Genomic DNA, 21,468 nt, shown 5'->3' with positions numbered 1-21,468 from the left:
CGAGTTCTCCCAGACGTTCTCAACCGAGAAGTCGGAGACGACATGGGCATAGGTCAAGACGCCGAAGGAGAAGGCGACGAGGGCAAAGAGCAGGATGGAGCCAAGTGGCGCCACATCCATCATCGCCTGATCGCCGCGCCTGGCACCGATCACCGGCACGAGCGACAGGACGATGGCCGTTGCGAGCGCCAGAACCAGCGCATAATGGCCGATCTCGATGATCATGGCGTTGCCTTCGTTTGCTGGGCCTGGGCCTCCTGGCCTTTTGCTGCCTCGCCCTTGGTCGCCTCGCCTTGTCCGGCTCCCTTGCCCTCTTCCCACAGGCCTTGCGCCTTCAGCCTGTCGGCCACGTCCTTCGGCATATAGGTCTCGTCATGCTTGGCCAGCACGGTATCGGCGGTAAAAACATTGCTGCCGGTCTCGAACGTCCCTTCTGTCACCACCCCCTGCCCTTCGCGAAACAGGTCCGGCAGGATGCCCTGGTAGCGGACAGTGACGATCTCACCGCTCGGGTCGGTCACCGCAAAGCGCACCACCGAACCCTCGCCGCGCACAACGCTGCCCGCTCCGACAAGGCCGCCGAGGCGGATGCGGGTGCCGGGCGCCACCGGGTTGTTGGCCAGATCGCCCGGCATATAGAAATAGGCGACCGACTGGCTGAAGGCGAACATGACGAGCAGCACGGCGACAAGGATGAAGCTCATGCCGCCGGCAATCACCGCCAGGCGTTTCTGCTTGCGCGTCATTCCACCGATCCTTCCGTGGCCACCGAGCCTTCCGTGGCGATGCCGAGTTCTCTAGCCAGAGCCAGCAACTGCCTGCCCTGATCGCCGGAGGCCGGGAAGGCGGCGAGCCCGCGCTTCAGGGCATCCGCGGCGCGATCCTTGTCGTTCAAGACGGCGTAAGAGCGGACGAGACGCATCCAGCCCTCGAAATTGTCGGGTTCGGCAGACAGTTTGGCATCCAGGCTTTCCACCATGGTGCGGATCATCTGCTGACGGTCGCCGGCGCTCAGATTCTCGGCCGCAGCGACATCCTCCGCCGTCGGGCCGCCCGGAACTGACGGTGGTGCGGCAGGCTCGGCCGCCGGTGCAACCGCCGCGCCGCCGTTTTTGGCGATATGCTCGTTGACCAGCGGCAGCCACGGCGCGTCGGCCGGCGACTGCTTGGCCAGATCCTCGAAGGCGCTGCGTGCCGCATCCGGCTGGCCAGCCTGCTCCAGGCTCAGCGCCACATAAAAACGCGCTCGCGGGTTGTTCGGCTCAAGCGTGAGGATCTGCTTGAGTTCATCGAGCACCTCTGCCGTCACTATGCCATTTGAGGTGGCCATGAGCGCTTCCGACAGCCCTTCCAGGCGGGGGACATTGGCTCCGTCCAGGCGAAGTGCGGTTCGATACGCCTTTGCCGCATCATCGACCCGGCCCATCCTAAGGTAAACGGGGGCAATAACGTCCCATAGCCGCCCGTCCTCGGGATGACCGGCCAGGTGATCTTCCATCTTCCTCACCAGGATTGCGAGATCCTCGCCCGGCTCCGCAAGCCTTGCCGCCAAGGGACGAGAGGGGAGGTCGGGGGAACCGAGCGAGATGTAAAGAGCGATGCTGAGCAAGGGCAAGAACGCGACTATCCCGTGCTTCAGCCATCTGCCGGAGCGTTGCGCGCTCTGCGCCGGCCGGCGGTTATCCACAGCCTTGAACAGACGCCGCGCCGTTTCTGCTTTAGCCAATTCGTATTCGTCCGGCGAGATGCGTCCGGAGGCGATATCCTCGTCGAGTTCGAAAAGCTGGTCGCGGTAGACCTTGCCGGCATCCGCTTTGGCGCTCGCCGCCTTGCGGCCGCCCGTCGAAAGTGGATGAAGCAGGATGGCAGTCACTGCGGTCGTCATCAGCGCGAAGAGAATCCAGATCGTCATTGTTGCAGCCATAATGGCTCAACACATAGCCGCAGCAGCGGACCGGACATTGACAAGGATCAATTATTTCGGTGTTCGTCCCGGTCGCCCAGTGAAGACATAACCGACGCCGCGCACCGACTGGATGAGATCCGGGCTCTTCGGATCATCCTCTATCTTCTTGCGCAAACGGACGATCTGGGCGTCGATTGCGCGATCGAAGGCTTCGAGATTGCGGTTTCTCGTCAGATCCATGAGGGTGTCGCGCGAAAGAACGCGGCCGGGATTACGCACGAACACGAGCAGCATGTCGAACTCGCCCGTCGTCAAGGCAACGTCGTCGCCCTGGGGTGAGGTCAATCGTCTCCGAGACACATCGAGGCACCAGCCTTCGAAGGCGAGCGTTTCGTCTTCTCCATTGGAGGCGCGGGTGGCGTCCGAGGACGTGCGGCGTCGCAGAATTGTCCTGAGACGAGCCAGCAGCTCCCTCAGGTGAAAGGGCTTGGCGATGTAATCATCGGCGCCGATCTCGAGGCCGACGACCTTGTCCGTGACATCGTCCTGACCGGTCAGCATGAGAACCGGCACGTCAGATGTGCTTCGAAGCTCCCGAAGCAACTCGAGACCATTCTCGCCGTTCGGGAGCACCAGATCGAGAAAAATTGCCGCGTATGAGTTCTTGGCAAGTTCGGAACGCATCGCCGCGCCGTTCGCGACCGCGTTCACCTTAAATCCGTTATCTTCGAAGTAACGCACCAGCATCTGCCTGATCCGCGCGTCGTCATCGACCACCAGAATACGGTCCGGTTCCATTGTCCTCATTGAGCTCGTTTTCGACCTGCCAATGAGATAGCGCAGGAATCCGGCCAGCGCCACCGCTCTCAGCGCCTTATACGATAGTTCCCAAAGAAACCTTGTGATGACTGGCTCGCCTGGTGGGCTTCATCACGATAGCGTCCGACAGCATAGCAGGCTGCGTGATCGTCGCGAACAGACCTCGTGCAGCAGAATGACATTTTCGATGCTGAGCGTTGAGCCCTTCACGCAGACCCCGCACCGTGCGAGGGCGGCAAGTCATCCTGCAGCATCCTCGCTCAGCCCATGAATGGTATGACCGTAAAAGCCTTTCATTGGTGAAAGAGCATCTTTTTTCCGGCTGACGCGATCACTTAGCGGTCGGATCGGAATCATCGTCGGCAATCACCCGCCAGGAAGCGCCCTCCAGATCGTCATACTGACCGCTCTTCAGGGACCAGAGGAACGCCGCCAGCCCGAGGCCGCCCATGAAAAGCGCGATCGGGATCAGATAGATGAGCATGTTCATGCGGCTTCGACCTCCTGATTGCGGATCGGCCTCTGCGAAGCCGCCAGGGGAGTGCTTCGCGCTGTAAAGGCGTTCAGACGCAGGGCGTTGGTGACGACGATGATCGAAGAGGTCGACATCGCCACGGCGGCGATCAGCGGGGTCGCAAGGCCGGCGATCGCTATCGGCACGGCAAGGATGTTGTAGCCGATCGCCAGCGCGAAATTCTGCCGGATGAGCGCAGCCGAGCGCCGGGCGATCCGAATCGCGTCGGGTACTGCATCAAGCCTCTCGTTGAAGAAGACGAGGTCGGCCGCCTGGCGCCCGATGTCGGAAGCGCTGGATGGCGCCATCGAGACATGGGCTGCGGCCAGCGCAGGCGCGTCATTGATGCCGTCGCCGACCATCAGAACGCGGCGCCCCTCCTCCCGCAAAGCTTCGCAAGCTTCCACCTTCTGCTTCGGGGTCAGTGCGCCGAGGGCGCGATCGACGCCAAGGCTGCGTGCCGTGCTGTCGACGACGGATTGGCGGTCCCCCGAAAAAATCAGCGTCTGGAGGCCGGCCGACTCCAGATCAGTGACCGCTTCGCCAGCTCCCGGACGAAGCGTATCATCGAAGAAGAAACATGCCAGCGCCACCCCGTTTGCCGAAAGCACGACTTCGGAAAGCGGACTGTCTGATGTCGCGGTCTCGGCCTTGCCGCAGGAGAAGGATGCGTTTCCGAGCCTGTAGACGACATCCCCACGCGAGGCTTCAAGACCGCCACCTGCGACCTCCACCACGCGCTCGAATTGCTCGGCTACATCAGCATGGCGGGCAAGCGACCGCGAGAGCGGATGCCTGGAATGCTGAGCAAGTCCCGCGGCGATCGCGATGCTCCCGATATTGTCGGCCTCGGTCCGTACGAGCCTCGGTTGCCCAAGCGTCAGCGTCCCCGTCTTGTCGAAGGCAACGGCATCGATCTCGGCAAGCCGCTCGAGCGCGGAACCGTCCTTGACCATGACGCCCCTGCGAAAAAGCTCGCCGGCTGCGACGACCTGCACGACCGGAACGGCGAGCCCAAGAGCGCATGGGCAGGTAATGATGAGCACGGCGACGCCGACGAGCATCGCCTGCTTCCAGTCGCCGCCGATGATCCCCCAAGCCAGAAACGACACCAGAGCGAGCAGGTGCACGGCGGGCGAATAGAGTGCCGCGGCCCTGTCGGCGATCCGCCGATAGCGCGCCCGTCCGCCTTCCGCGGCCTCCATGAGGCCAATGATCTCGGCAAGCAGCGAGTTGCGTGCGAGCTTGGTTGCGCGCACGGTGAGCGAGCCTGTCAGGTTCATTGCCCCGGAATGGATTTCCGTGCCGGGCTTGACGGCGACCGGACTGCTCTCACCGGTCACGATCGACAGGTCGAGATCACTCTCGCCGCTGGCGACGATACCGTCGACCGGAATGCGGTCGCCGGCCGCCACGGCAATCTCGTCACCGACGGCGATTTCCTCTATCGCCACGTAACGTCTCGATCCGTCGGCCGCTACCACCAGCGCCCCTCGCGGGGCAAGCCGCGCCAGCCCGTTGATCGCTGCGCGCGCCTTCTCGCGCATAATGTGGTCAAGGGTGCGGCCGATCAGCAGAAAGAACAGCAGCGATACGGTCGCATCGAACCAGGCATGCTCGCCGTGATGCATCGTCTCCCAGAGCGAAACGGCATAGGAGAGCGTCACGGCAAGTGAGATCGGCACATCCATGTTCGTGCGTCCGCGCTTCAATGCATTCCAGGCTGATCGAAAGAAAAACCGACCCGAATAGATGAGCGCAGGGGCTGCGATCATTGCCGAGATCCAATGGAACATGTCACGCGTCGCGGCATCTGCGCCCGACCAGACGGATACCGACAGCAGCATGATGTTTGCCGCGGCGAAGCCCGCAACCCCGACCGCAAGGAGAAGCTGGTTTTTTGTCTTGTCGTTTTCCGGTGCAAGCGGCGCGAAGAGATGAACCCTGTATCCGGTCGCGCTGATTGCGGTGGTAATGCCGGTGGGATCGACCGTTTTGTTATCCATCTCCTCGGCATAGACGCAGCTCACGCGCCTGGAGGTGAGGTTCACTCTGGCCTTTCGCACGTAGGGCAAAGCCGACAAGGCTCGCTCGATCGTCGATATGCAGGCACCGCAATGGACGTCGGGCACGCTGAGATCGAGCTGACGAAGGCCACCGCCGAGCGCATGGCTGGCGAGGCCGATCTCCTCGGCGCTGAAGGAGGTCGTGCTCATCGCCAGCACGCCGTCGGCATTCATGGTGCAGCAGGTCATTGGCCAAACTCCGCAGTGTCGATGCGCACGGCCTCGTGCATGACGATTTCGCCGCTTCGGCGCGATGTCACCTCGACGATCCAGTCCCCCGTCGCGACCGCGTGATCCGCCTCGAACTGGCCTTCAGAGAGTTTGGTCAGGGCAACGCGAAAATCCTCATGATCGCCGACCGGCCGTTTGAAATTGGCCACGATGTCGTCGACAGCGGCCGGCGAGCCGTCCCTGTTGCTGATATCGTAGTGGATTTCATCGCTCTTCAGCGAGAGCTTGCCGGTGATCCCGGAAGCAGCCATCGCCTTCATGGCGGCCGCCTTCTCATTGAATTGCTGGCTGGCGACATAGGTGTTTTCGACCACGAGCCCGCTCCAGCTCGACGAGGCGTACCAGGCCATCGTAAAGTTGACGGCGATAATGACGCCGAAAAATGCACCCGTCGTCAGCAGCATATGCGTGCCGGTAAATCCTTGCGTACGGGGGCTCATCTGACATCTCCTGGGGCGTTGAATGCAGCCCGATAGGCCGCGCGATCGGCATGGTCGGCATCTTCGATCGAAAAGAGGAATTCGTTGACGGCATCGCCCGTCGGCTTGCGGGTGACGAATACCTTGAGTGTCGTGGCAGCGTCAGGCGCGGCGTCGATCGTGAACCGACGTCCTTCCTCCTTGCCGAGTTCAGGAATCCGCATCGTTGCGCCCTCGATGCCCGACAGGGTCAGTTCGATCGTGCGCGGTTTGGGAACCATGTTGAGGACGCGCAGCGTGTATCCGTTGCGGATCGATCCGTCGCTTTCCAGCACATATTGCGGATTGCGGTCATGGACGACATTGAGCTCCAGCCGTTCGCGCATCGACAGGTGCACGAGCATGGCAATGCCGATGCAGGTCCAGACGGTTGCATAGAAGACGATGCGCGGCCGGAAGATGATGCGCCAGTCGAAATGCCGAATGCCGTCGATAAATGAACCGTCCGGATTTCTGACGCGTGCCGGCTGGACGGATGTCCTGCCCCCGTCCGTGGCGATGTTCATATTGCTCGCATATTCGCTGAGCGTCGCATAGGCGATCAGGCCGCGCGGCTTGCCGATCTTGTCCATGACGTTGTCGCAGGCATCGATGCAGAGCGCGCAGGTGATGCACTCCATCTGCTGGCCATCCCGGATATCGATGCCCATCGGACAGACCGCAACGCAGGCATTGCAGTCGACACAATCGCCGACGGCCTGTCCCTCCACCTGCGTCTTCTTGGCATGGCGCGAGCGCTGTTCCCCGCGCCAGTCATTATAGGTTACGACCAGCGAGTTCTCGTCGAGCATGGCGCCCTGGATGCGCGGCCAGGGGCACATATAGGTGCAGACCTGTTCGCGCAGGAGCCCGCCGAAGACGTAGGTGGTCGATGTCAGAATAGCCACTGTGGCATAAGCGACAGCCGGAGCCTGCCCGGTGAAGAGCCCTTTGACGAGGGTCGGCGCATCGGCGAAATAGAACACCCAAGCGCCGCCGGTGAAGACGCCGATGACAAGCCAGATCGCATGCTTGAGCAGGCGCTTGCGGAGCTTGTCGAACGTCCACGGTCCGGCGTCGAGCTTCATCCTCGCATTGCGATCGCCTTCGATGGCACGCTCGACGACGAGAAAGAGGTCGACCCAGACCGTCTGCGGACAGGCATAACCACACCAGGCACGGCCGACGGCCGAGGTGACCAGAAACAGCCCGAAACCCGCCATGACCAGCAATCCGGCAACATAGTAGAATTCCTGAGGCCAGATCTCTATGAAGAAGAAGAAAAAACGGCGCGACGACAGGTCGATCAGGATCGCCTGATCCGGCGCATAGGGTCCGCGATCCCAGCGGATCCAGGGTGCAAGATAATAGATCGCCAGCGTGATCAGCATCACGATCCATTTGAACCGGCGAAAATGTCCTTCGACCCGTTTGGGAAAGACCTTCTTGCGCGCCGCATAAAGCGGCTGACGGTTGCGGCGGGCGTTGACCGGCTCCGCGTTGACGCGTTCCACTGATTCGGGATCGGGGGCTGTGTAGAGGTTCATGGGCCTATTCCGGTTTGTGACTGCCCTTCTCCTCCGTTTCCGACACGCGATCCTTGATTCATGTCAAGACGTGGTCCGCGAGGAGGAAGGCCCTGCCCGGGCAGGAGATGCAGCCCTGAAGGAGCCGGGCAATCGATAGGCATAGGCAATTGCGTTCAGTCGCTCTTTGCGTTTGATCAAAGAGAAAGGCCGCGCCCGGGAGAGGGGGCACGGCCGTAGAGGACAACGGGGAGAAGCCGCTGGGACGTCCTCGTCTGCAGGTCTAGCGGCTCGTCGGGTTGTGATCTTTGAGGCAGATCAAGCTTACGATCGAACTGCCGATCCTTGCGGGATCTTCCTGCTCACAGGCCGGCGGGGCGGACCTTGCACGTATCGACACACGCGAGTGGATCACCGCGCGTGGCGTGCCGTAGAGCTCAAGGAGTGCATTATGATCATGGTTCGTCATCGTGCCCGCCCCTCATTTGCCGCCGCCAAGCGCATGGACGAAGACGGTGAGCTCCTTGACGGTGGTGTCTCCGAGGCGCACGGACCAGGCCGGCATGACACCATGCTTCGGAGCCGCGACCTGGCGAGCGATGGCGTCCTCACCCCTGCCCTTAAGCCAGATGGCATCGGCAAGATCAGGCGCGCCCATATCCGGCTTGCCCTTGGCATCCTCGCCGTGACAAGCCGCACAATTGTCGATGAACAGCTGCTTGCCGGGTTCCACCAGGGCTTCGTCCGATGGCTTGTTCGTCAGGCTCCAGACATAGGCTGCGACCTGCCGTATCTGATCCTTGTCGAGCATGTCGACGAAGGCCGGCATTTCGGAAACATGCGTGTCTGAATCACCGTCGAAGCGGATGCCGTGAGCAATCGTCGTCTGGATGGAATCAAGGTCGCCGCCCCAGAGCCAGTCGTCGTCGTTGAGGTTGGGAAAACCCGGTCCGCCACTTGCACCCGAACCGTGGCACGGAGCGCAGTTGACCTTGAAGGCGGAGGCGCCGCCGGCGATCGCGAATTCGCGAAGGCCGGGATCGGCGTCGATTTCCTGCACGGTCTTGGCGGCGATCATGTCGTGGAACTTCATCTGCGACGCCTTGGCAAGGTCAAGGTCCTGCTGCAGCTCGGCACGGCTGGAAAAGCCGAAATAGCCCTTCGTGGCCGATGTGATCATCGGTATGGCCGGATAGGCGATGGCATAGCCGATCGCCCATAGAATCGTCGCGTAGAAAGTCCACACCCACCACCGGGGCATTGGATTGTTCAGTTCACGGATGCCGTCCCATTCATGGCCGGTCGTCTCGACGCCGCTGATTTCATCGATGTGTTTTTCCGACATCTCAATCATCCTTCAGGGGAATGTTGGCCGCGTCCTTGGCAGCCTGCTTGCCGCCGGGACGGAGCGTAAAAATCACTGCTCCGATGAAGAAGGCCGTCATTGCCAGGAGGCCCCAGCTGTCGGCGAAGTGCCGCATTGCGGTGTAGGTTTCCATGTTTCCCCTCATCGGTAGCCGGTGGCGTCGTCATAGGTCGAGAAGTCGACGAGCGTGCCGAGCATCTGCAGATAGGCCACCAGGGCGTCCATCTCGGTGAGCTTCGAAGGATCACCGTCGAAGTCGCCAACCTTGGCCTTGGGATACCGCGCGAGAAGCGCGGTCGTATCGGCATTCGGGTCGGCCTGCACCTTCATGTCCGCCTCGGCATTGGCGATCATGTCTTCGCTGTAGGGCACGCCGACATCCACATTCGCCTTGAGGTCCATGCCGACATCCTTGACGGTGACCTCGCGCGCGCTGAGGAAGGCATAGCTCGGCATGATCGATTCCGGCACGACTGCCCTCGGGTTCGACAGGTGCTGGACATGCCACTCGTTGGAGTAGCGCGCGCCCACGCGCGCCAGGTCCGGACCAGTGCGTTTCGACCCCCATTGGAAGGGATGGTCGTACATGGATTCTGCGGCCAGCGAATAATGACCGTAGCGCTCCACCTCGTCTCGGAACGGCCTGATCATCTGGCTGTGGCAGAGATAGCAGCCTTCGCGGATGTAGATGTTGCGGCCTGCCAGTTCGAGCGGCGTATAGGGACGCATTCCCTCCACCTTCTCGATCGTATTCTGCAGGTAGAACAACGGCGCGATCTCGACGATACCGCCGATGCTGACCACGAGCAGCGAGCCGACCAGAAGCAGGGTCGCGTTTTTCTCGAGGATCTGATGTTTGTCCAGGATTGATGCCATGTGTCACCTCACTCGGCAGCCTGTGCCTGCGGCACATAGGCAGAAGGAATTTCGGCTTCATCGCGCAGATGGCCGCGGATGGTCATGAAGACGTTCCAGGCCATCACGAGGCCGCCGGCCAGGTAGAGGCCGCCGCCAAGCGTGCGCAGCACGTAATAGGGGAACATCGCAGCCACGGTTTCGGCGAAGGAATAGACGAGGAAGCCCTGGGAATTATATTCGCGCCACATCAGGCCCTGCTGGATGCCGGCGACCCACAGGACCGCCGCATAGACGACGATGCCGAGCGTTGCGAGCCAGAAGTGCCAGTTGACCATGCGCAGGCTGTAGAGGCGTTCGCGCCCCCAAAGCTTCGGCGTCATGTAGTAGATCGCCCCGAAGGTGATCATGCCGACCCAGCCGAGCGCGCCCGAATGCACGTGACCGATGGTCCATTCGGTATAGTGGCTGAGCGAGTTCACGGTCTTGACCGACATCATCGGGCCTTCGAAGGTCGACATGCCGTAAAAGGCGATCGCGACGACCATCATGCGGATGATGGGATCGGTGCGGATCTTGTCCCAGGCGCCCGAGAGCGTCATCAGGCCGTTGATCATACCGCCCCAGGAGGGCATCCAGAGCATGACCGAGAAGACCATGCCCAGCGTCTGCGCCCAGTCGGGGAGCGCGGTATAGTGCAGATGATGCGGCCCGGCCCAGATATACATGAAGATCAGCGCCCAGAAGTGGATGATCGACAGCCGGTAGGAATAGATGGGACGATTGGCCTGCTTGGGCACGAAATAATACATCATCCCCAGAAAGCCGGCGGTCAGGAAGAAGCCGACGGCGTTATGGCCATACCACCACTGTGTCAGCGCGTCCTGAACGCCTGAAAACAGCGAATAGCTCTTCGAGCCGAGGAAGGAAGCCGGCACGGCGAGATTGTTGACGACATGCAGCATCGCGATCGTCACGATGAAGCCCAGGTAGAACCAGTTCGCCACATAGATATGTGGTTCCTTGCGCTTCAGGATCGTGCCGAGGAAGACGGCGAGATAGGCGACCCAGACGATCGTCAGCCACAAATCCACGTACCATTCAGGCTCGGCATATTCGCGCGCCTGGTTGATGCCGAGGACATAGCCGGTCGCCGCCATGACGATGAACAGCTGGTAGCCCCAGAAGACGAACCAGGCGAGGCTGCCGCCGAACAGGCGCGCGTGACAAGTGCGTTGGACGACGTAGAAGGACGTCATGATCAGCGCGTTGCCGCCAAAGGCGAAGATGACCGCGGAGGTATGGACGGGCCGGAGCCTGCCGAAGTTCAGATAAGGAGCGAAATTGAGATCCGGGTAGGCCAGCTGCGCCGCAATGACAACGCCGACGAGGAAGCCGACGACGCCCCAGAACACGGTGGCAATCAAGCCATAGCGAATCACCTCGTCGAAATAGCCCGAGGGATCGGCCTTCTTCAGGCGCCCCGCCGGCGAGAAATCCACCTTTCTGACGAGAAGCAGCGTTCCTGCCAAAAGGCAAAAGCTCAATATCCCCATGTGGATTGAAAATAGTTGGTCGTGAGCGAAAGCAGCGCCAAGCAATGCCAGGAATGCTGCCACGGCGACCACCATGGTTTCCGTAGTATAGTTCATGATGACGTCCCCAGTGCGCAGACGACCACAGAGCGATCGCCTTTCTCGTACTTTGAGAAACGACTGTCATGGAGAGCTCACCCATTCCTTGATCCAGGTCAACGAAGGCCGGGCTTTGCCCGTTGTTACAGACTGTTACAGTTTCTTACCTTTTGGCACCGTCCGCTCATTCCGCTGTGACCGAACGCCTTTTCTATTGGCTTCACACTCAATCAAGGCACGGGGATCATTGGGATGTTGATGCAAGGCCACCAGGCATTCGAGAACGTCGATGTTGGCGCAAAGGCGGTTCAGGGCAATTGCCTGTCGTCGCTTTTCCAGATGTCGGCGACCGAGACGATCGAGGCGGGAAAGGCGATCTGTTGGGAGGGGGATGCCGCACGGCATCTGTTCCAGATCACCGAAGGGGTCGTGCGTCTACATCGCATCATTGGCGATGGACGCCGGGTCATAACCGCCTTTCACTTCGCCGGCGACGTCGTCGGCTCGTTTCTGCAAGGGGATTTCCTTTTTACCGCCGAAGCCGTGACGGATTGCAGGATTCGCCGCCTCTCGCGCAAACAGTTCCAGGAAGAGGTGGAGCGCTCGGAGCTTCTGCGGCCGGCCTATATCAACCTGCTCTGCAGGGAGACCGCGTCGGCCCACGACCAGCTCGTGCTCCTGTCCAGGAAAAATGCCGAGGAGCGCCTCTGCACCTTTCTCATGAAGCTTGCGACCCGTCACGGCGATACGCTCTGCCAGGGATTGCTCGAGGTGCCGATGAGCCGGCAGGATATCGCCGATTATCTCGGCCTGACCATCGAGACCGTTTCGCGCTCGATCAGCAAACTCGCCCAGAGGAAAATCGTCGTTCCGGACGGACGACACAATCTGCGCATCGTCAACCTTGGCCGCCTCGCGCAACTCTCGGGCAATGTGGATGATTTCTCGGACGGAACCTGCCATAGGAGTAGCGTCCACTGAATACGGAACCAATGTTTATGCCTCATCGTCTGATCTCGCCGCGCATCGCATCACCCCAGGAACTGGACGCAATCGTGCATGTTCTTGACGCGGCCGATATCATCGTGCACCGGCTTGAAGGCACGATCACCCATTGGTCGATCGGCAGCGAGAACATGTACGGCTGGTCTCGTGAAGAGGCCGTGGGCGAGACCGTCTACGCTTTGCTCGATACCCGCTTTCCCGAGCCGATGGAGGCCATACGCGCACATTTGACGACGCGAGGCTTCTGGCAGGGCGAGGTCGTGCATCGCCACAAGAACGGTCACGACATCTACGTGGCAACCCGCTGCGTGCTCGTCAATCTTCCCGACGGCGATCCCGTGATCATTGAGGCAAACAGCGACGTCAGTGCCTTACGCAGGGCGGAAGAGGCCGTACGGGCGCGTGAGGCGCACCTGTCTTCCATCCTCGATACCGTACCCGATGCCATGGTCGTCATCGATCAGAACGGCAAAGTCATGTCGTTCAGCAAGGCCGCCGAGGCGCTCTTCGGCTTCGCTTCCGACGAGATCTGCGGCCAGAACGTCAAGAAGCTGATGCCCGAACCCTATCGCGCAGCGCATGACGGATATATCGACCATTACATGCAGACAGGCGAGAAGCGGATCATCGGTTATGGTCGCGTCGTGACGGGTCAGCGCGCTGACGGCACTCAGTTTCCGATGGAGCTTCATGTCGGCGAGGCGACGGCAAACGGCGAACGGATTTTCACCGGCTTCGTTCGCGATCTGACCAGCAGGTTCAAGATCGAGGAGGATCTTCGCCAGGCCCAGAAGATGGAAGCCGTGGGTCAGTTGACCGGCGGGCTGGCGCACGACTTCAACAATCTCCTCACCGTGATCAGCGGCAATCTGGAAATGATCGAGGACAAGCTTCCGTCAGGCCCGCTGCGCGACATGCTGCGGGAAGCGCAGGATGCCGCAGCAGACGGGGCAAAGCTCACGGGACAGTTGCTGGCCTTCGGAAGACGCCAGCCGCTGAACCCGATGCAGGCCGATCTCGGCCAGCTCGTCACCGGCTTTTCGGACCTGTTGCGAAGGACGCTCGGGGAAAACATCAAATTGTCGACCGTTCTTTCGGGATCCGATTTCAACGTGCTGGTCGATAGTTCCCAGCTGCAGAACGCGATCCTCAACATCGCCCTGAACGCACGCGACGCTATGCCGAAAGGCGGTACTCTGACCACCGAGATCTCACGCGTGCAGCTCGATGCGGACTACGCGAAAATGTATCCGGAGGTTCGTAGCGGCAATTTCGTCCTCGTCTCCATGAGCGATACGGGGGGCGGCATGAGCGAGGAGGTCAAGAAGCGCGCGATCGAGCCTTTCTTCACCACCAAGGAAGTCGGATCCGGAACCGGACTGGGCCTCAGCATGGTCTACGGCTTCGTCAAGCAATCGGGCGGCCATCTGCAGATCTATAGCGAGGTCGGCCGCGGCTCGACGATCCGCATCTACCTGCCGGCGCTCTCAAGCGCCAGCACGAGGGACGAGGCCGCTGTTGGCGAAAGAAGCGAATCAGCTTTGCCGGGCGGCGACGAACGCGTTCTCGTGGTCGAGGACGACGCACGCGTCCGCAGGGTTGCGGTCGCCAGGCTCGCCGCGATGGGATATGCAGTGCTTGAGGCCGACAATGGCCGAAGGGCACTTGAACTGCTCAAAGACCAGCCCGATATCGCGCTTTTGTTCACCGATATCGTCATGCCTGGAGGCATGACCGGCGATGAGCTGGCAAGGGCCGCCCGCGTCGAACGGCCTGACCTCGCCGTGCTCTTCACGTCGGGATACTCGGAGCCCGCGCTGGCAGCAAACGAGGTCATCGCCGGCGCGCAATGGCTCCGCAAGCCCTATACGGCCCGCGACCTCGCCCTGAAAATGCGCGAGCTCATCGACGCCCGGTGACGCGAGGGCGCTGGCCTTCTCAATGAATCCCGAAATCCGATCGTGCGCCGGAGCCTGCAGGGTTCCGTGTACGCAAAATCCCCACCCTCTCCTGCCCCGCCCTTTCGCTGTACGTCGTCGAACCCGGACCGGGAGAGCCGCCAATCGCCTGAATTGGCGCCGCCAATTTGACGGGCATCAAAGAGTGCGCCGCGTGCATGTCCTAGAACCGCAGCCGAGGCCAAAATCGGCCCCGAACGATAGGAGAAATGCAATGCGTCTGAAATTTGGCCTGATCGCTGCCGCGGCGGTTCTGATGGCATCGGCAGCGCCGCTCATGGCCGCCGACCATCAGATCCAGATGCTCAACAAGGGCGCTGACGGCGCAATGGTCTTCGAGCCGGGATTCGTCAAGATCGCGCCCGGCGACACCGTCACCTTCGTGCCCACCGACAAGAGCCACAATGCCGAGACCTACAAAGGCCTTATTCCGGATGGGGCTGCGGAGTTCAAATCCAAGCCGAGCGAGCAATACCAGGCCAAATTCGACGTTCCCGGCGCCTATGTCATCAAGTGCACGCCGCACGCAGGCATGGGCATGGTGGCGCTGATCCAGGTCGGCGACAACCCCGCCAACCTCGAAGCCATCAAGACCGCCAAGCTTCCGAACATGGTGCGCAAGCGCCTTGATGCCGATCTCGCACAGGTCGCGCAGCTCACCCAATAACGTAAGGCCCTCACAGGCGGTGGCGTCATGCGCCCCGCCTGTACCTCCCATTTGCTTTGACGCTATTGCCAGCAGCGATGGAAATAGCCGCACGATCTGGCATGGTGGTCGATGTTGACGTGCGCTGGCCATTGCGGTCGGTTTTTCACGCAATCTTGCGCATATTGGCGCATTTCAATCATCTTTGGCTTGCCGCTCCGGCGCTGGCTGGCGCCCGGATGGGACCTCGGCCGCGAGCAATCGGTGGCTTGCAGACATTGTAGGCTGAGCGCGGACGCCAGATGCAGATCGACGGATCGCTCGCTGCCATCCATGATAGCCCCCAACCAGTCCGAAGCGATCTGTTCTTCCAGTCGATGGTACTCAGAAGCAAGGCACAAGCGCCCTTCGGCGACCGTGCCGCAGAGCCTTTCATTTGCATGACATGGCAGGAAATCGGCAATCGCCTTCGGAAGATCGCACCCAGAACAATAGCTCACTGTATCGGGCTTCGAGTTCCTTGAACGGGTCAGATGTCGTGCGGTTCATCGCTCACCTCTGGAGGAACAGGCTTGCGGCAATGGCAATGGCGGCAATGACCGCAGTCACGACACCCGTCCGTTGCAGCACGCCCATCCGGTAAAGCGTAATCGCGAAGATCACGATGACAGGTGTTGCTATCGAAAGTCCGATTTGCGCGTCGCTCATGAGGTCTCCTTTGCGGCGCAGGATAGCCAGTCGCGGTGGGCGCTTCTTTGAGATCGATCAAAGAGAATTCCCGCTCGGCGAGCGGTCCGTCCGAAGGGGACGCACGGCTGTTTGCGGTTTCACAAAGACGGGTGCTCGGCCTCGTCATAAGCTTGAGAACATGACCTCGATAATCTCAAGCCAGGACGCGCGCGATACGGACAATGGCGATCTCCTGGTATGGATCCTTGCCTGGAGCGAGCTGGTCGCCTTCGGGGCGCTGCTGACGGCCTTCGTCGTCGCCTCCGTGCTGCATCCAGAAACATTCGCAGCCGGCAAGGCAAGGCTTGATCATGCCTTGCCGATCGCCAACACGATCGTGCTTCTGGCAAGCGGCTGGCTTGCTGCCAAGGCAGCCGAACAGAGCGCAATCTCTCGCCGGCGCATGATGCTGCTTGCGGCGGCATTGGGCGGGGTCGTTTTCGGCGGGCTCAAAGGCCTGGAATATGCATTCGAGGGCGCGTCCCTTCTGTCCGGCGATCCCTTCTCGCAGCTCTATCTTCTCATCACCGGGTTTCATCTGACGCATGTGGCTTTCGGATCGATGATCCTCGTCCTCGTCGCGGTCTTTCCGACGCGGGAAAATGTCCATCTGATCACCACGCTCTGGCATGTGATCGACATCGTCTGGCTCGTCATGTTTCCGGTGGTCTATCTGCTATGAAGCACTCCGGTCGTCCGAATTGCTCGCGCGCTTTGCTGCTGCTCTTTGCTTTGACAGGCTGCACGTTCATCCTGACACACGCTCTGCCGGACAGCGTACCTCCGGTTCTCGTCGCTATGACGATCGCCGTCATTACCGTCACCAAGGTCCGGCTTGTCGTGCTGGATTTTCTCGGACTTCGTGGAACTCAGACGCCCTTGATCGCGGCCTTGTGGTCCTGGGCGGCACTCGTGCTGTTGATCGCGGTCGCGCGCGCCGCCTTGCAACTGTCCGTCTGACATTTCGCTCCGCTCTTCAAAAAAGCTCCCCGCGTGAGTGCCGACTGTCCGCGGCGTGCAGCTTCTCCGGCATGCCGCACATTCGTCGGCTTGCTTGCGAATGAGCAAAGAGCTCCCGGTCGAATTCCGCCATTCCCTTCCAGCGAGCCCGCTGGCTCGATTCCGACGTCACGGCGGCACCGCCACTGACATGAAAGGATGATCGATGGCTGAACGCCTGACAAAAACCGCGGCCCGAAACGTGTTCTACGGCGGGTCGGCATTTTTCTTCGCCATATTCGTGGGTCTCACTGCCCACAGTCACTACTACATCCGCACGGTTTCCACCAATGAGGCCACGCTGACGGAAAGCGTCGCCCGCGGGAAACACGTCTGGGAAAAGAACGCCTGCATCAACTGCCACACCCTTGATGGCGAAGGCGCCTATTTTGCGCCGGAACTGTCGAATGTCTGGATCCGCTGGGGTGGGGACAAGGATCCGGCAAGTGCCCGCGAGGCGCTTCACGCGTGGATGGCGGCGCAACCTTCCGGCATCGAGGGTCGACGGCAGATGCCGCAATTCAACCTGACGGACCAGGAGGTCAATGACCTCGCCGATTTCCTCGAATGGGTCAGCAAGACCAACACCCAGAACTGGCCCCCGAACCAGGCCGGCTGACAGCGAGAGGCTATAGAAATGAAGTACAAGACCCAGAGCGTCGCAATGCTCTATTTTTACGGAGCTCTCGGCCTGTTCATGGCCCAGCTCCTGTTCGGCGTGCTCGCCGGCACCATCTACGTGCTGCCCAATACGCTATCCGTCGAACTGCCCTTCAACATCGTGCGGATGATCCACACCAATGCGCTGATCGTCTGGTTGCTCATGGGCTTCATGGGGACGACCTATTTCCTGCTGCCGGAGGAATGCGAAACCGAACTTTACAGCACCAGGATCGCAATCGCGCAGTTCTGGATCTTCCTGATCGCGGCGGCAGTGGCCGTCGTCGGTTATCTCTTCCATATTCATGAAGGCCGTGAGTTTCTGGAACAGCCCTTCGCGATCAAGGTCGGGATCGTGATCGTGGCGCTGATGTTCCTCTTCAACGTCACCATGACCGCGCTCAAGGGACGCAAGACGACCATCACCAACATCCTGCTCTTCGGCCTGTGGGGTGTCGCGATCTTCTTCCTCTTCGCCTTCTACAACCCCGTCAATCTGGCGCTTGACAAGATGTACTGGTGGTATGTCGTCCATCTGTGGGTCGAGGGTGTGTGGGAACTGATCATGGCGTCGGTGCTCGCCTTCCTGATGATCAAGCTGAACGGCATCGACCGGGAAGTGGTCGAGAAGTGGCTCTACGTCATCATCGGACTGGCGCTGTTTTCCGGCATCCTCGGCACCGGCCACCACTATTACTGGATCGGCGCCCCCGGTTACTGGCAGTGGATCGGATCGCTTTTCTCGACGCTTGAGGTAGCACCTTTCTTCACCATGGTCGTGTTCACTTTCGTCATGACCTGGCGCGCCGGCCGCAAGCACGAAAACAAGGCCGCCCTTCTCTGGTCGATCGGTTGCTCGGTCATGGCCTTCTTTGGCGCAGGCGTCTGGGGTTTCCTGCACACGCTGTCGTCGGTCAACTATTACACCCATGGCACGCAGGTCACCGCAGCCCATGGGCATCTGGCCTTCTTCGGCGCCTATGTGATGCTCAATCTCGCAGCGATGGCCTATGCCGTCCCGCAAATCCACGGCCGCGCGCCCTACAATCAATGGCTGTCGATCGCCAGTTTCTGGATCATGTGCACTGCCATGTCGGTCATGACCTTCGCGCTCACATTTGCCGGCATCATCCAGGTGCACCTGCAGCGGGTCCTCGGCGAGTCCTACATGGAGGTCCAGGATCAGCTCGCTCTCTTCTACTGGGTGAGACTCGGCTCCGGCATCTTCGTGTTCATCAGCGCCCTGATGTTCATCTGGTCGCTGCTCGTCCCCGGACGGACGCGTGTCCCAAGCCCAGTGGTCCAGCCCGCCGAGTGAGGCGGGCCATTTTCCTGGAGAACAACGATGACCATAGCCTTCAACCATCCGCACAATCTTGATGTGGAAATACCGCACTACGCGCCTCAGGGAAACGAATGCGCACTCTTCGAGCATGCCTGGACGCGACAACTCCCGATCCTTCTGAAAGGGCCGACCGGCTGCGGCAAGACACGCTTCGTGCAGCACATGGCCGCCCGTCTCGGCCTGCCTTTGTCGACGGTCTCCTGCCACGACGACCTCACGGCCGCGGACCTTACCGGCCGATATCTTCTCAAGGGCGGCGAAACGGTCTGGATGGATGGGCCGCTCACCAAGGCCGTTCGGGATGGCGGCATCTGCTACCTCGATGAAATTGTCGAGGCGCGCAAGGACGTGACGGTCGTCCTTCATCCGTTGACGGACGACCGTCGCATCCTGCCGCTCGAAAGGACCGGCGAAGTGCTCGAAGCCGGCCCCGGTTTCATGGTCGTCGTCTCCTACAATCCCGGTTACCAGAACCTGTTGAAGGCGCTGAAACCCAGCACGCGTCAGCGCTTCGTCTCGATCGAATTCGATTTCCTGCCGCGCGAACGGGAGATCGCCACGGTGTCGCTCGAAAGCGGCCTTGCCGAGGCCAGGGTCGCACCGCTCGTCGAGCTTGCCCGGCGCCTGCGCGCGCTCAAGGGTCAGGATCTGGAGGAAGGTGTTTCGACGCGCCTGCTGATCTACTGCGCCTCGCTCATCGACGCCGGCCTGCCGACGATCGAGGCTGTGCGGGCAGCCATCATCGAACCGCTGACAGACGAACCGGACGTCAAGGCCGCCCTCGTCGAGGTCGCCAGGGCCTCGATCGGATAGGTGAAGCATGCTGGAATTTCTGGAACTCGAAGAGACGGTGGGGCGCGCCTGGCATCGACTGGTCGGCGACACCAGTTCATGGCCGCATCACCCTGCGGCGGCCGTTCACCTTGCCGAACTCAGACCGCAGCTTGCCGTCTGCTTCAGGGCATTCGGCGGAGACGCTACACTGCAGGTTCAAAGAGCAAGGCAGAAAACCTCGATGCACAGGCTGCGGCTGAGACAAGTCATCGGCCTCGGCGAAGAAAGATCTGACCATCCGAGCTGGGATGGCACGGCAATCCATCTGCCTGCCGTCGTCGATCTTTTCGACGAGCGCTCGCTCAATCGCGATCTTTATTCCTGGCTGGCTGCCTATGTGGCGACCGCACCGTCCGTTTCATCCCCTGCCGATCCGGCCCTTGCCGACCTGTGGCGGATCGAAACGGGCCGGGAAAATTCCGCCCTGGTCATCCAGAGGTTTCCTGGAATGGCGGCGCGCTACGCGCGGCTCACCCGGGCGCTGCTTGGCTGCCGCAGGCGCGGGACGCTTCCTCAAGCCGAACGGTGGATCGAGGAATTCGCCCAGCTGGCGCTCACCGTTCCCTTGCATCATCCCCTTCCCGACGCCGTCCGCCCGAAGATACGTGCCGCCCCTGCCGGTTATCTGCCGATGCTGCCTTTGCCGATCTGGCCGGATTTCAGGGGCCGCAGCGAGATGCACTCCTCAGAGCGCGATGATCTTCCATCCGATCAGTCGGGTGACGACCGGCAGGCGCGGCCATCGCATGAGGCAACACGCAAACGCGCCGCTGACGACCGCAAGCGCGACCCCTTCATCTTAAACCGCTTCGAAAAGATCCTCGCCATGGCGGAGATGGTCAATGTCGATCGCCCGAGCGATGACAGCGAGGAGCACGATCCGTCGGCGGCCGAGGAACTCGAGGAAATCACGCTCAGCGAAACGCGCGAACGGCCGAAGTCCAGATTTCACTTCGACTTGGACCTCTCGCCTGAGGCCGTCGACCCGACGATGATAGACGGGGAATTCACCTATCCGGAATGGGATTTCCGGAAAAACCAGTATCTCGCCGAGCATTGCCGCGTGGTGATTGGTTCGTCGCCTGACAGGGTGGACCAGGTGATCGCCAGCGACGCGGCTCTCGTTCGCAAGGTCAGGCGTCAGTTCGAGATGCTGCGCCCGAAGCGTGAGCTGCGGCGGGCGCAACTGGACGGGGATCAGATCGATCTCGAAGCGGTTATCCGCTCCCGCATCGACTTCATCGCCACCGGCCAGCCGGACGACCGGATCTATGGATGCGCGCGCCCTGCCCGCCACGAGCTTGCGACTTCGATCCTTGTCGATGTCTCCCTTTCGACCGACTCCTGGGTCGACAACCGCCGGGTTCTCGATGTGGAGATGCAGGCGCTCAACGTCCTTGCCCGCGGCCTGCAATCTTGCGGCGACCGCTTTGCCATCAAGACCTTCACGTCCAGGCGACGCAACTGGGTTCGTGTCGATACCGTCAAGGATTTCGACGAGAGTTTCTCGGCCAGGACTGCCAGCCGCATCGCAAGCCTCAAGCCCGGTTACTACACGCGCATGGGGGCGGCCATCCGGCACGTCTCCAGCCAATTGGAAAGCGACGGCGCAAGAAAGAAGCTGCTGCTTATTCTGACGGACGGCAAACCCAACGACGTCGATCACTATGAGGGTCGTTTCGCCCTTGAAGACAGCCGCAAGGCCGTCATGGAAGCACGCACGAAAGGACAGGCGGTCTTTGCCGTGACGGTCGATCGCAGCGCCGGCGACTACCTGCCGGCGATCTTCGGCAGATCCGGTTTTGCCCTCGTGTCGAACATTTCGAAATTGCCGAGTGCGCTGCCGGCCATCTACAGGAGCTTGACGGCATAACGGCGTGAAAGACCAAGCCCCCCTTTCGCACGTCGAAAACCAGG

The 21,468-nt window shown here is 61.0% G+C and carries 23 protein-coding genes and 1 pseudogene; 9 read left to right on the top strand and 15 right to left on the bottom strand.

Annotation, left to right across the window (positions count from 1 at the left end):
• The 13 genes and pseudogenes from FHT82_RS05895 to ccoN all read right to left on the bottom strand — a co-directional run.
• Positions 1–225 (bottom strand): annotated as a pseudogene (locus FHT82_RS05895) (heme lyase NrfEFG subunit NrfE); the annotation flags it as partial.
• Positions 222–746 carry a cytochrome c maturation protein CcmE gene (gene ccmE / locus FHT82_RS05890; RefSeq protein ID WP_183727179.1) on the bottom strand — a complete coding sequence of 175 codons (525 nt, stop codon included), beginning with the start codon at positions 744–746 and terminating at the stop codon, positions 222–224. The gene ccmE and the pseudogene FHT82_RS05895, both read right to left, overlap by 4 nt.
• A complete protein-coding gene (gene ccmI / locus FHT82_RS05885) occupies positions 743–1,912 on the bottom strand; it encodes a c-type cytochrome biogenesis protein CcmI (RefSeq protein ID WP_183727177.1) in 1,170 nt (389 codons plus the stop codon). Before ccmI ends, ccmE begins: the two co-directional genes overlap by 4 nt.
• Positions 1,913–1,975: 63 nt before the next feature.
• Positions 1,976–2,713: a response regulator gene (locus FHT82_RS05880; RefSeq protein WP_183727175.1), complete on the bottom strand. Its 738-nt coding sequence runs from the start codon at positions 2,711–2,713 to the stop codon at positions 1,976–1,978.
• Between the two features lie 343 nt (positions 2,714–3,056).
• Complete coding sequence (ccoS, locus tag FHT82_RS05875; RefSeq protein WP_132658459.1) at positions 3,057–3,215, bottom strand: cbb3-type cytochrome oxidase assembly protein CcoS; 159 nt, start codon at positions 3,213–3,215, stop codon at positions 3,057–3,059.
• Complete coding sequence (locus tag FHT82_RS05870; protein WP_183727173.1) at positions 3,212–5,494, bottom strand: cation-translocating P-type ATPase; 2,283 nt, start codon at positions 5,492–5,494, stop codon at positions 3,212–3,214. Before FHT82_RS05870 ends, ccoS begins: the two co-directional genes overlap by 4 nt.
• Entirely contained in the window at positions 5,491–5,976 is a 486-nt protein-coding gene (locus tag FHT82_RS05865) for a FixH family protein (protein ID WP_183727171.1), read from the bottom strand. Before FHT82_RS05865 ends, FHT82_RS05870 begins: the two co-directional genes overlap by 4 nt.
• Entirely contained in the window at positions 5,973–7,541 is a 1,569-nt protein-coding gene (gene ccoG, locus FHT82_RS05860) for a cytochrome c oxidase accessory protein CcoG (protein ID WP_183727169.1), read from the bottom strand. The genes FHT82_RS05865 and ccoG overlap by 4 nt, the downstream gene beginning before the upstream one ends.
• A 262-nt stretch (positions 7,542–7,803) precedes the next feature.
• Positions 7,804–7,989, bottom strand: coding sequence for a hypothetical protein (locus tag FHT82_RS30295; RefSeq protein WP_246698060.1), 186 nt, complete (start codon positions 7,987–7,989; stop codon positions 7,804–7,806).
• Positions 7,990–8,001: 12 nt separating this feature from the next.
• Complete coding sequence (ccoP, locus tag FHT82_RS05855) at positions 8,002–8,865, bottom strand: cytochrome-c oxidase, cbb3-type subunit III (RefSeq protein WP_183727167.1); 864 nt, start codon at positions 8,863–8,865, stop codon at positions 8,002–8,004.
• A gap of 1 nt (position 8,866) precedes the next feature.
• On the bottom strand, positions 8,867–9,019 hold the full coding sequence (locus FHT82_RS05850; protein ID WP_112546975.1) for a cbb3-type cytochrome c oxidase subunit 3: 153 nt from the start codon (positions 9,017–9,019) through the stop codon (positions 8,867–8,869).
• Between the two features lie 8 nt (positions 9,020–9,027).
• The gene (ccoO, locus tag FHT82_RS05845) at positions 9,028–9,762 is read right to left on the bottom strand and encodes a cytochrome-c oxidase, cbb3-type subunit II (RefSeq protein ID WP_183727165.1); all 735 of its coding nucleotides are present in this window, start codon (positions 9,760–9,762) and stop codon (positions 9,028–9,030) included.
• A gap of 8 nt (positions 9,763–9,770) precedes the next feature.
• Positions 9,771–11,393, bottom strand: coding sequence for a cytochrome-c oxidase, cbb3-type subunit I (gene ccoN, locus FHT82_RS05840; RefSeq protein WP_183727163.1), 1,623 nt, complete (start codon positions 11,391–11,393; stop codon positions 9,771–9,773).
• Between the two features lie 234 nt (positions 11,394–11,627).
• On the opposite strand from ccoN, the gene FHT82_RS05835 reads away from it, so the two are divergent.
• From FHT82_RS05835 to FHT82_RS05825, 3 genes are all read left to right on the top strand, one after another.
• A complete protein-coding gene (locus FHT82_RS05835) occupies positions 11,628–12,356 on the top strand; it encodes a helix-turn-helix domain-containing protein (protein WP_183727161.1) in 729 nt (242 codons plus the stop codon).
• A gap of 17 nt (positions 12,357–12,373) precedes the next feature.
• Positions 12,374–14,299 carry a PAS domain-containing sensor histidine kinase gene (locus tag FHT82_RS05830; protein ID WP_183727159.1) on the top strand — a complete coding sequence of 642 codons (1,926 nt, stop codon included), beginning with the start codon at positions 12,374–12,376 and terminating at the stop codon, positions 14,297–14,299.
• A gap of 253 nt (positions 14,300–14,552) precedes the next feature.
• The gene (locus FHT82_RS05825) at positions 14,553–15,005 is read left to right on the top strand and encodes a pseudoazurin (RefSeq protein WP_183727157.1); all 453 of its coding nucleotides are present in this window, start codon (positions 14,553–14,555) and stop codon (positions 15,003–15,005) included.
• A 62-nt stretch (positions 15,006–15,067) separates the two neighbouring features.
• Here FHT82_RS05825 and FHT82_RS05820 read toward each other — a convergent pair whose 3' ends face one another.
• Together FHT82_RS05820 and FHT82_RS05815 are read right to left on the bottom strand one after the other, a co-directional pair.
• The gene (locus FHT82_RS05820) at positions 15,068–15,319 is read right to left on the bottom strand and encodes a hypothetical protein (protein ID WP_183727156.1); all 252 of its coding nucleotides are present in this window, start codon (positions 15,317–15,319) and stop codon (positions 15,068–15,070) included.
• A gap of 217 nt (positions 15,320–15,536) precedes the next feature.
• On the bottom strand, positions 15,537–15,692 hold the full coding sequence (locus FHT82_RS05815; protein ID WP_183727154.1) for a hypothetical protein: 156 nt from the start codon (positions 15,690–15,692) through the stop codon (positions 15,537–15,539).
• Positions 15,693–15,852: 160 nt separating this feature from the next.
• On the opposite strand from FHT82_RS05815, the gene FHT82_RS05810 reads away from it, so the two are divergent.
• From FHT82_RS05810 to FHT82_RS05785, 6 genes are all read left to right on the top strand, one after another.
• Positions 15,853–16,395, top strand: a complete 543-nt coding sequence (locus FHT82_RS05810) for a cytochrome c oxidase subunit 3 (RefSeq protein ID WP_183727152.1) — start codon at positions 15,853–15,855, stop codon at positions 16,393–16,395.
• Positions 16,392–16,673: a cytochrome C oxidase subunit IV family protein gene (locus FHT82_RS05805; RefSeq protein WP_183727150.1), complete on the top strand. Its 282-nt coding sequence runs from the start codon at positions 16,392–16,394 to the stop codon at positions 16,671–16,673. Before FHT82_RS05810 ends, FHT82_RS05805 begins: the two co-directional genes overlap by 4 nt.
• Before the next feature lie 205 nt (positions 16,674–16,878).
• The gene (locus FHT82_RS05800) at positions 16,879–17,331 is read left to right on the top strand and encodes a cytochrome c (RefSeq protein ID WP_183727148.1); all 453 of its coding nucleotides are present in this window, start codon (positions 16,879–16,881) and stop codon (positions 17,329–17,331) included.
• Positions 17,332–17,349: 18 nt separating this feature from the next.
• Positions 17,350–18,690, top strand: a complete 1,341-nt coding sequence (locus tag FHT82_RS05795) for a cbb3-type cytochrome c oxidase subunit I (protein ID WP_183727146.1) — start codon at positions 17,350–17,352, stop codon at positions 18,688–18,690.
• 27 nt (positions 18,691–18,717) lie between these two features.
• On the top strand, positions 18,718–19,530 hold the full coding sequence (locus FHT82_RS05790; protein ID WP_183727144.1) for a CbbQ/NirQ/NorQ/GpvN family protein: 813 nt from the start codon (positions 18,718–18,720) through the stop codon (positions 19,528–19,530).
• Positions 19,531–19,537: 7 nt separating this feature from the next.
• Positions 19,538–21,424: a VWA domain-containing protein gene (locus FHT82_RS05785; protein ID WP_183727142.1), complete on the top strand. Its 1,887-nt coding sequence runs from the start codon at positions 19,538–19,540 to the stop codon at positions 21,422–21,424.
• Positions 21,425–21,468 lie beyond the last annotated feature (44 nt).

Origin of the sequence: Rhizobium sp. BK275 (assembly GCF_014193555.1) — a bacterium.
Lineage (GTDB): Bacteria > Pseudomonadota > Alphaproteobacteria > Rhizobiales > Rhizobiaceae > Rhizobium.
Note: the sequence above shows the minus strand (reverse complement) of the source record. Positions and strands in the feature narration are given on the sequence as shown.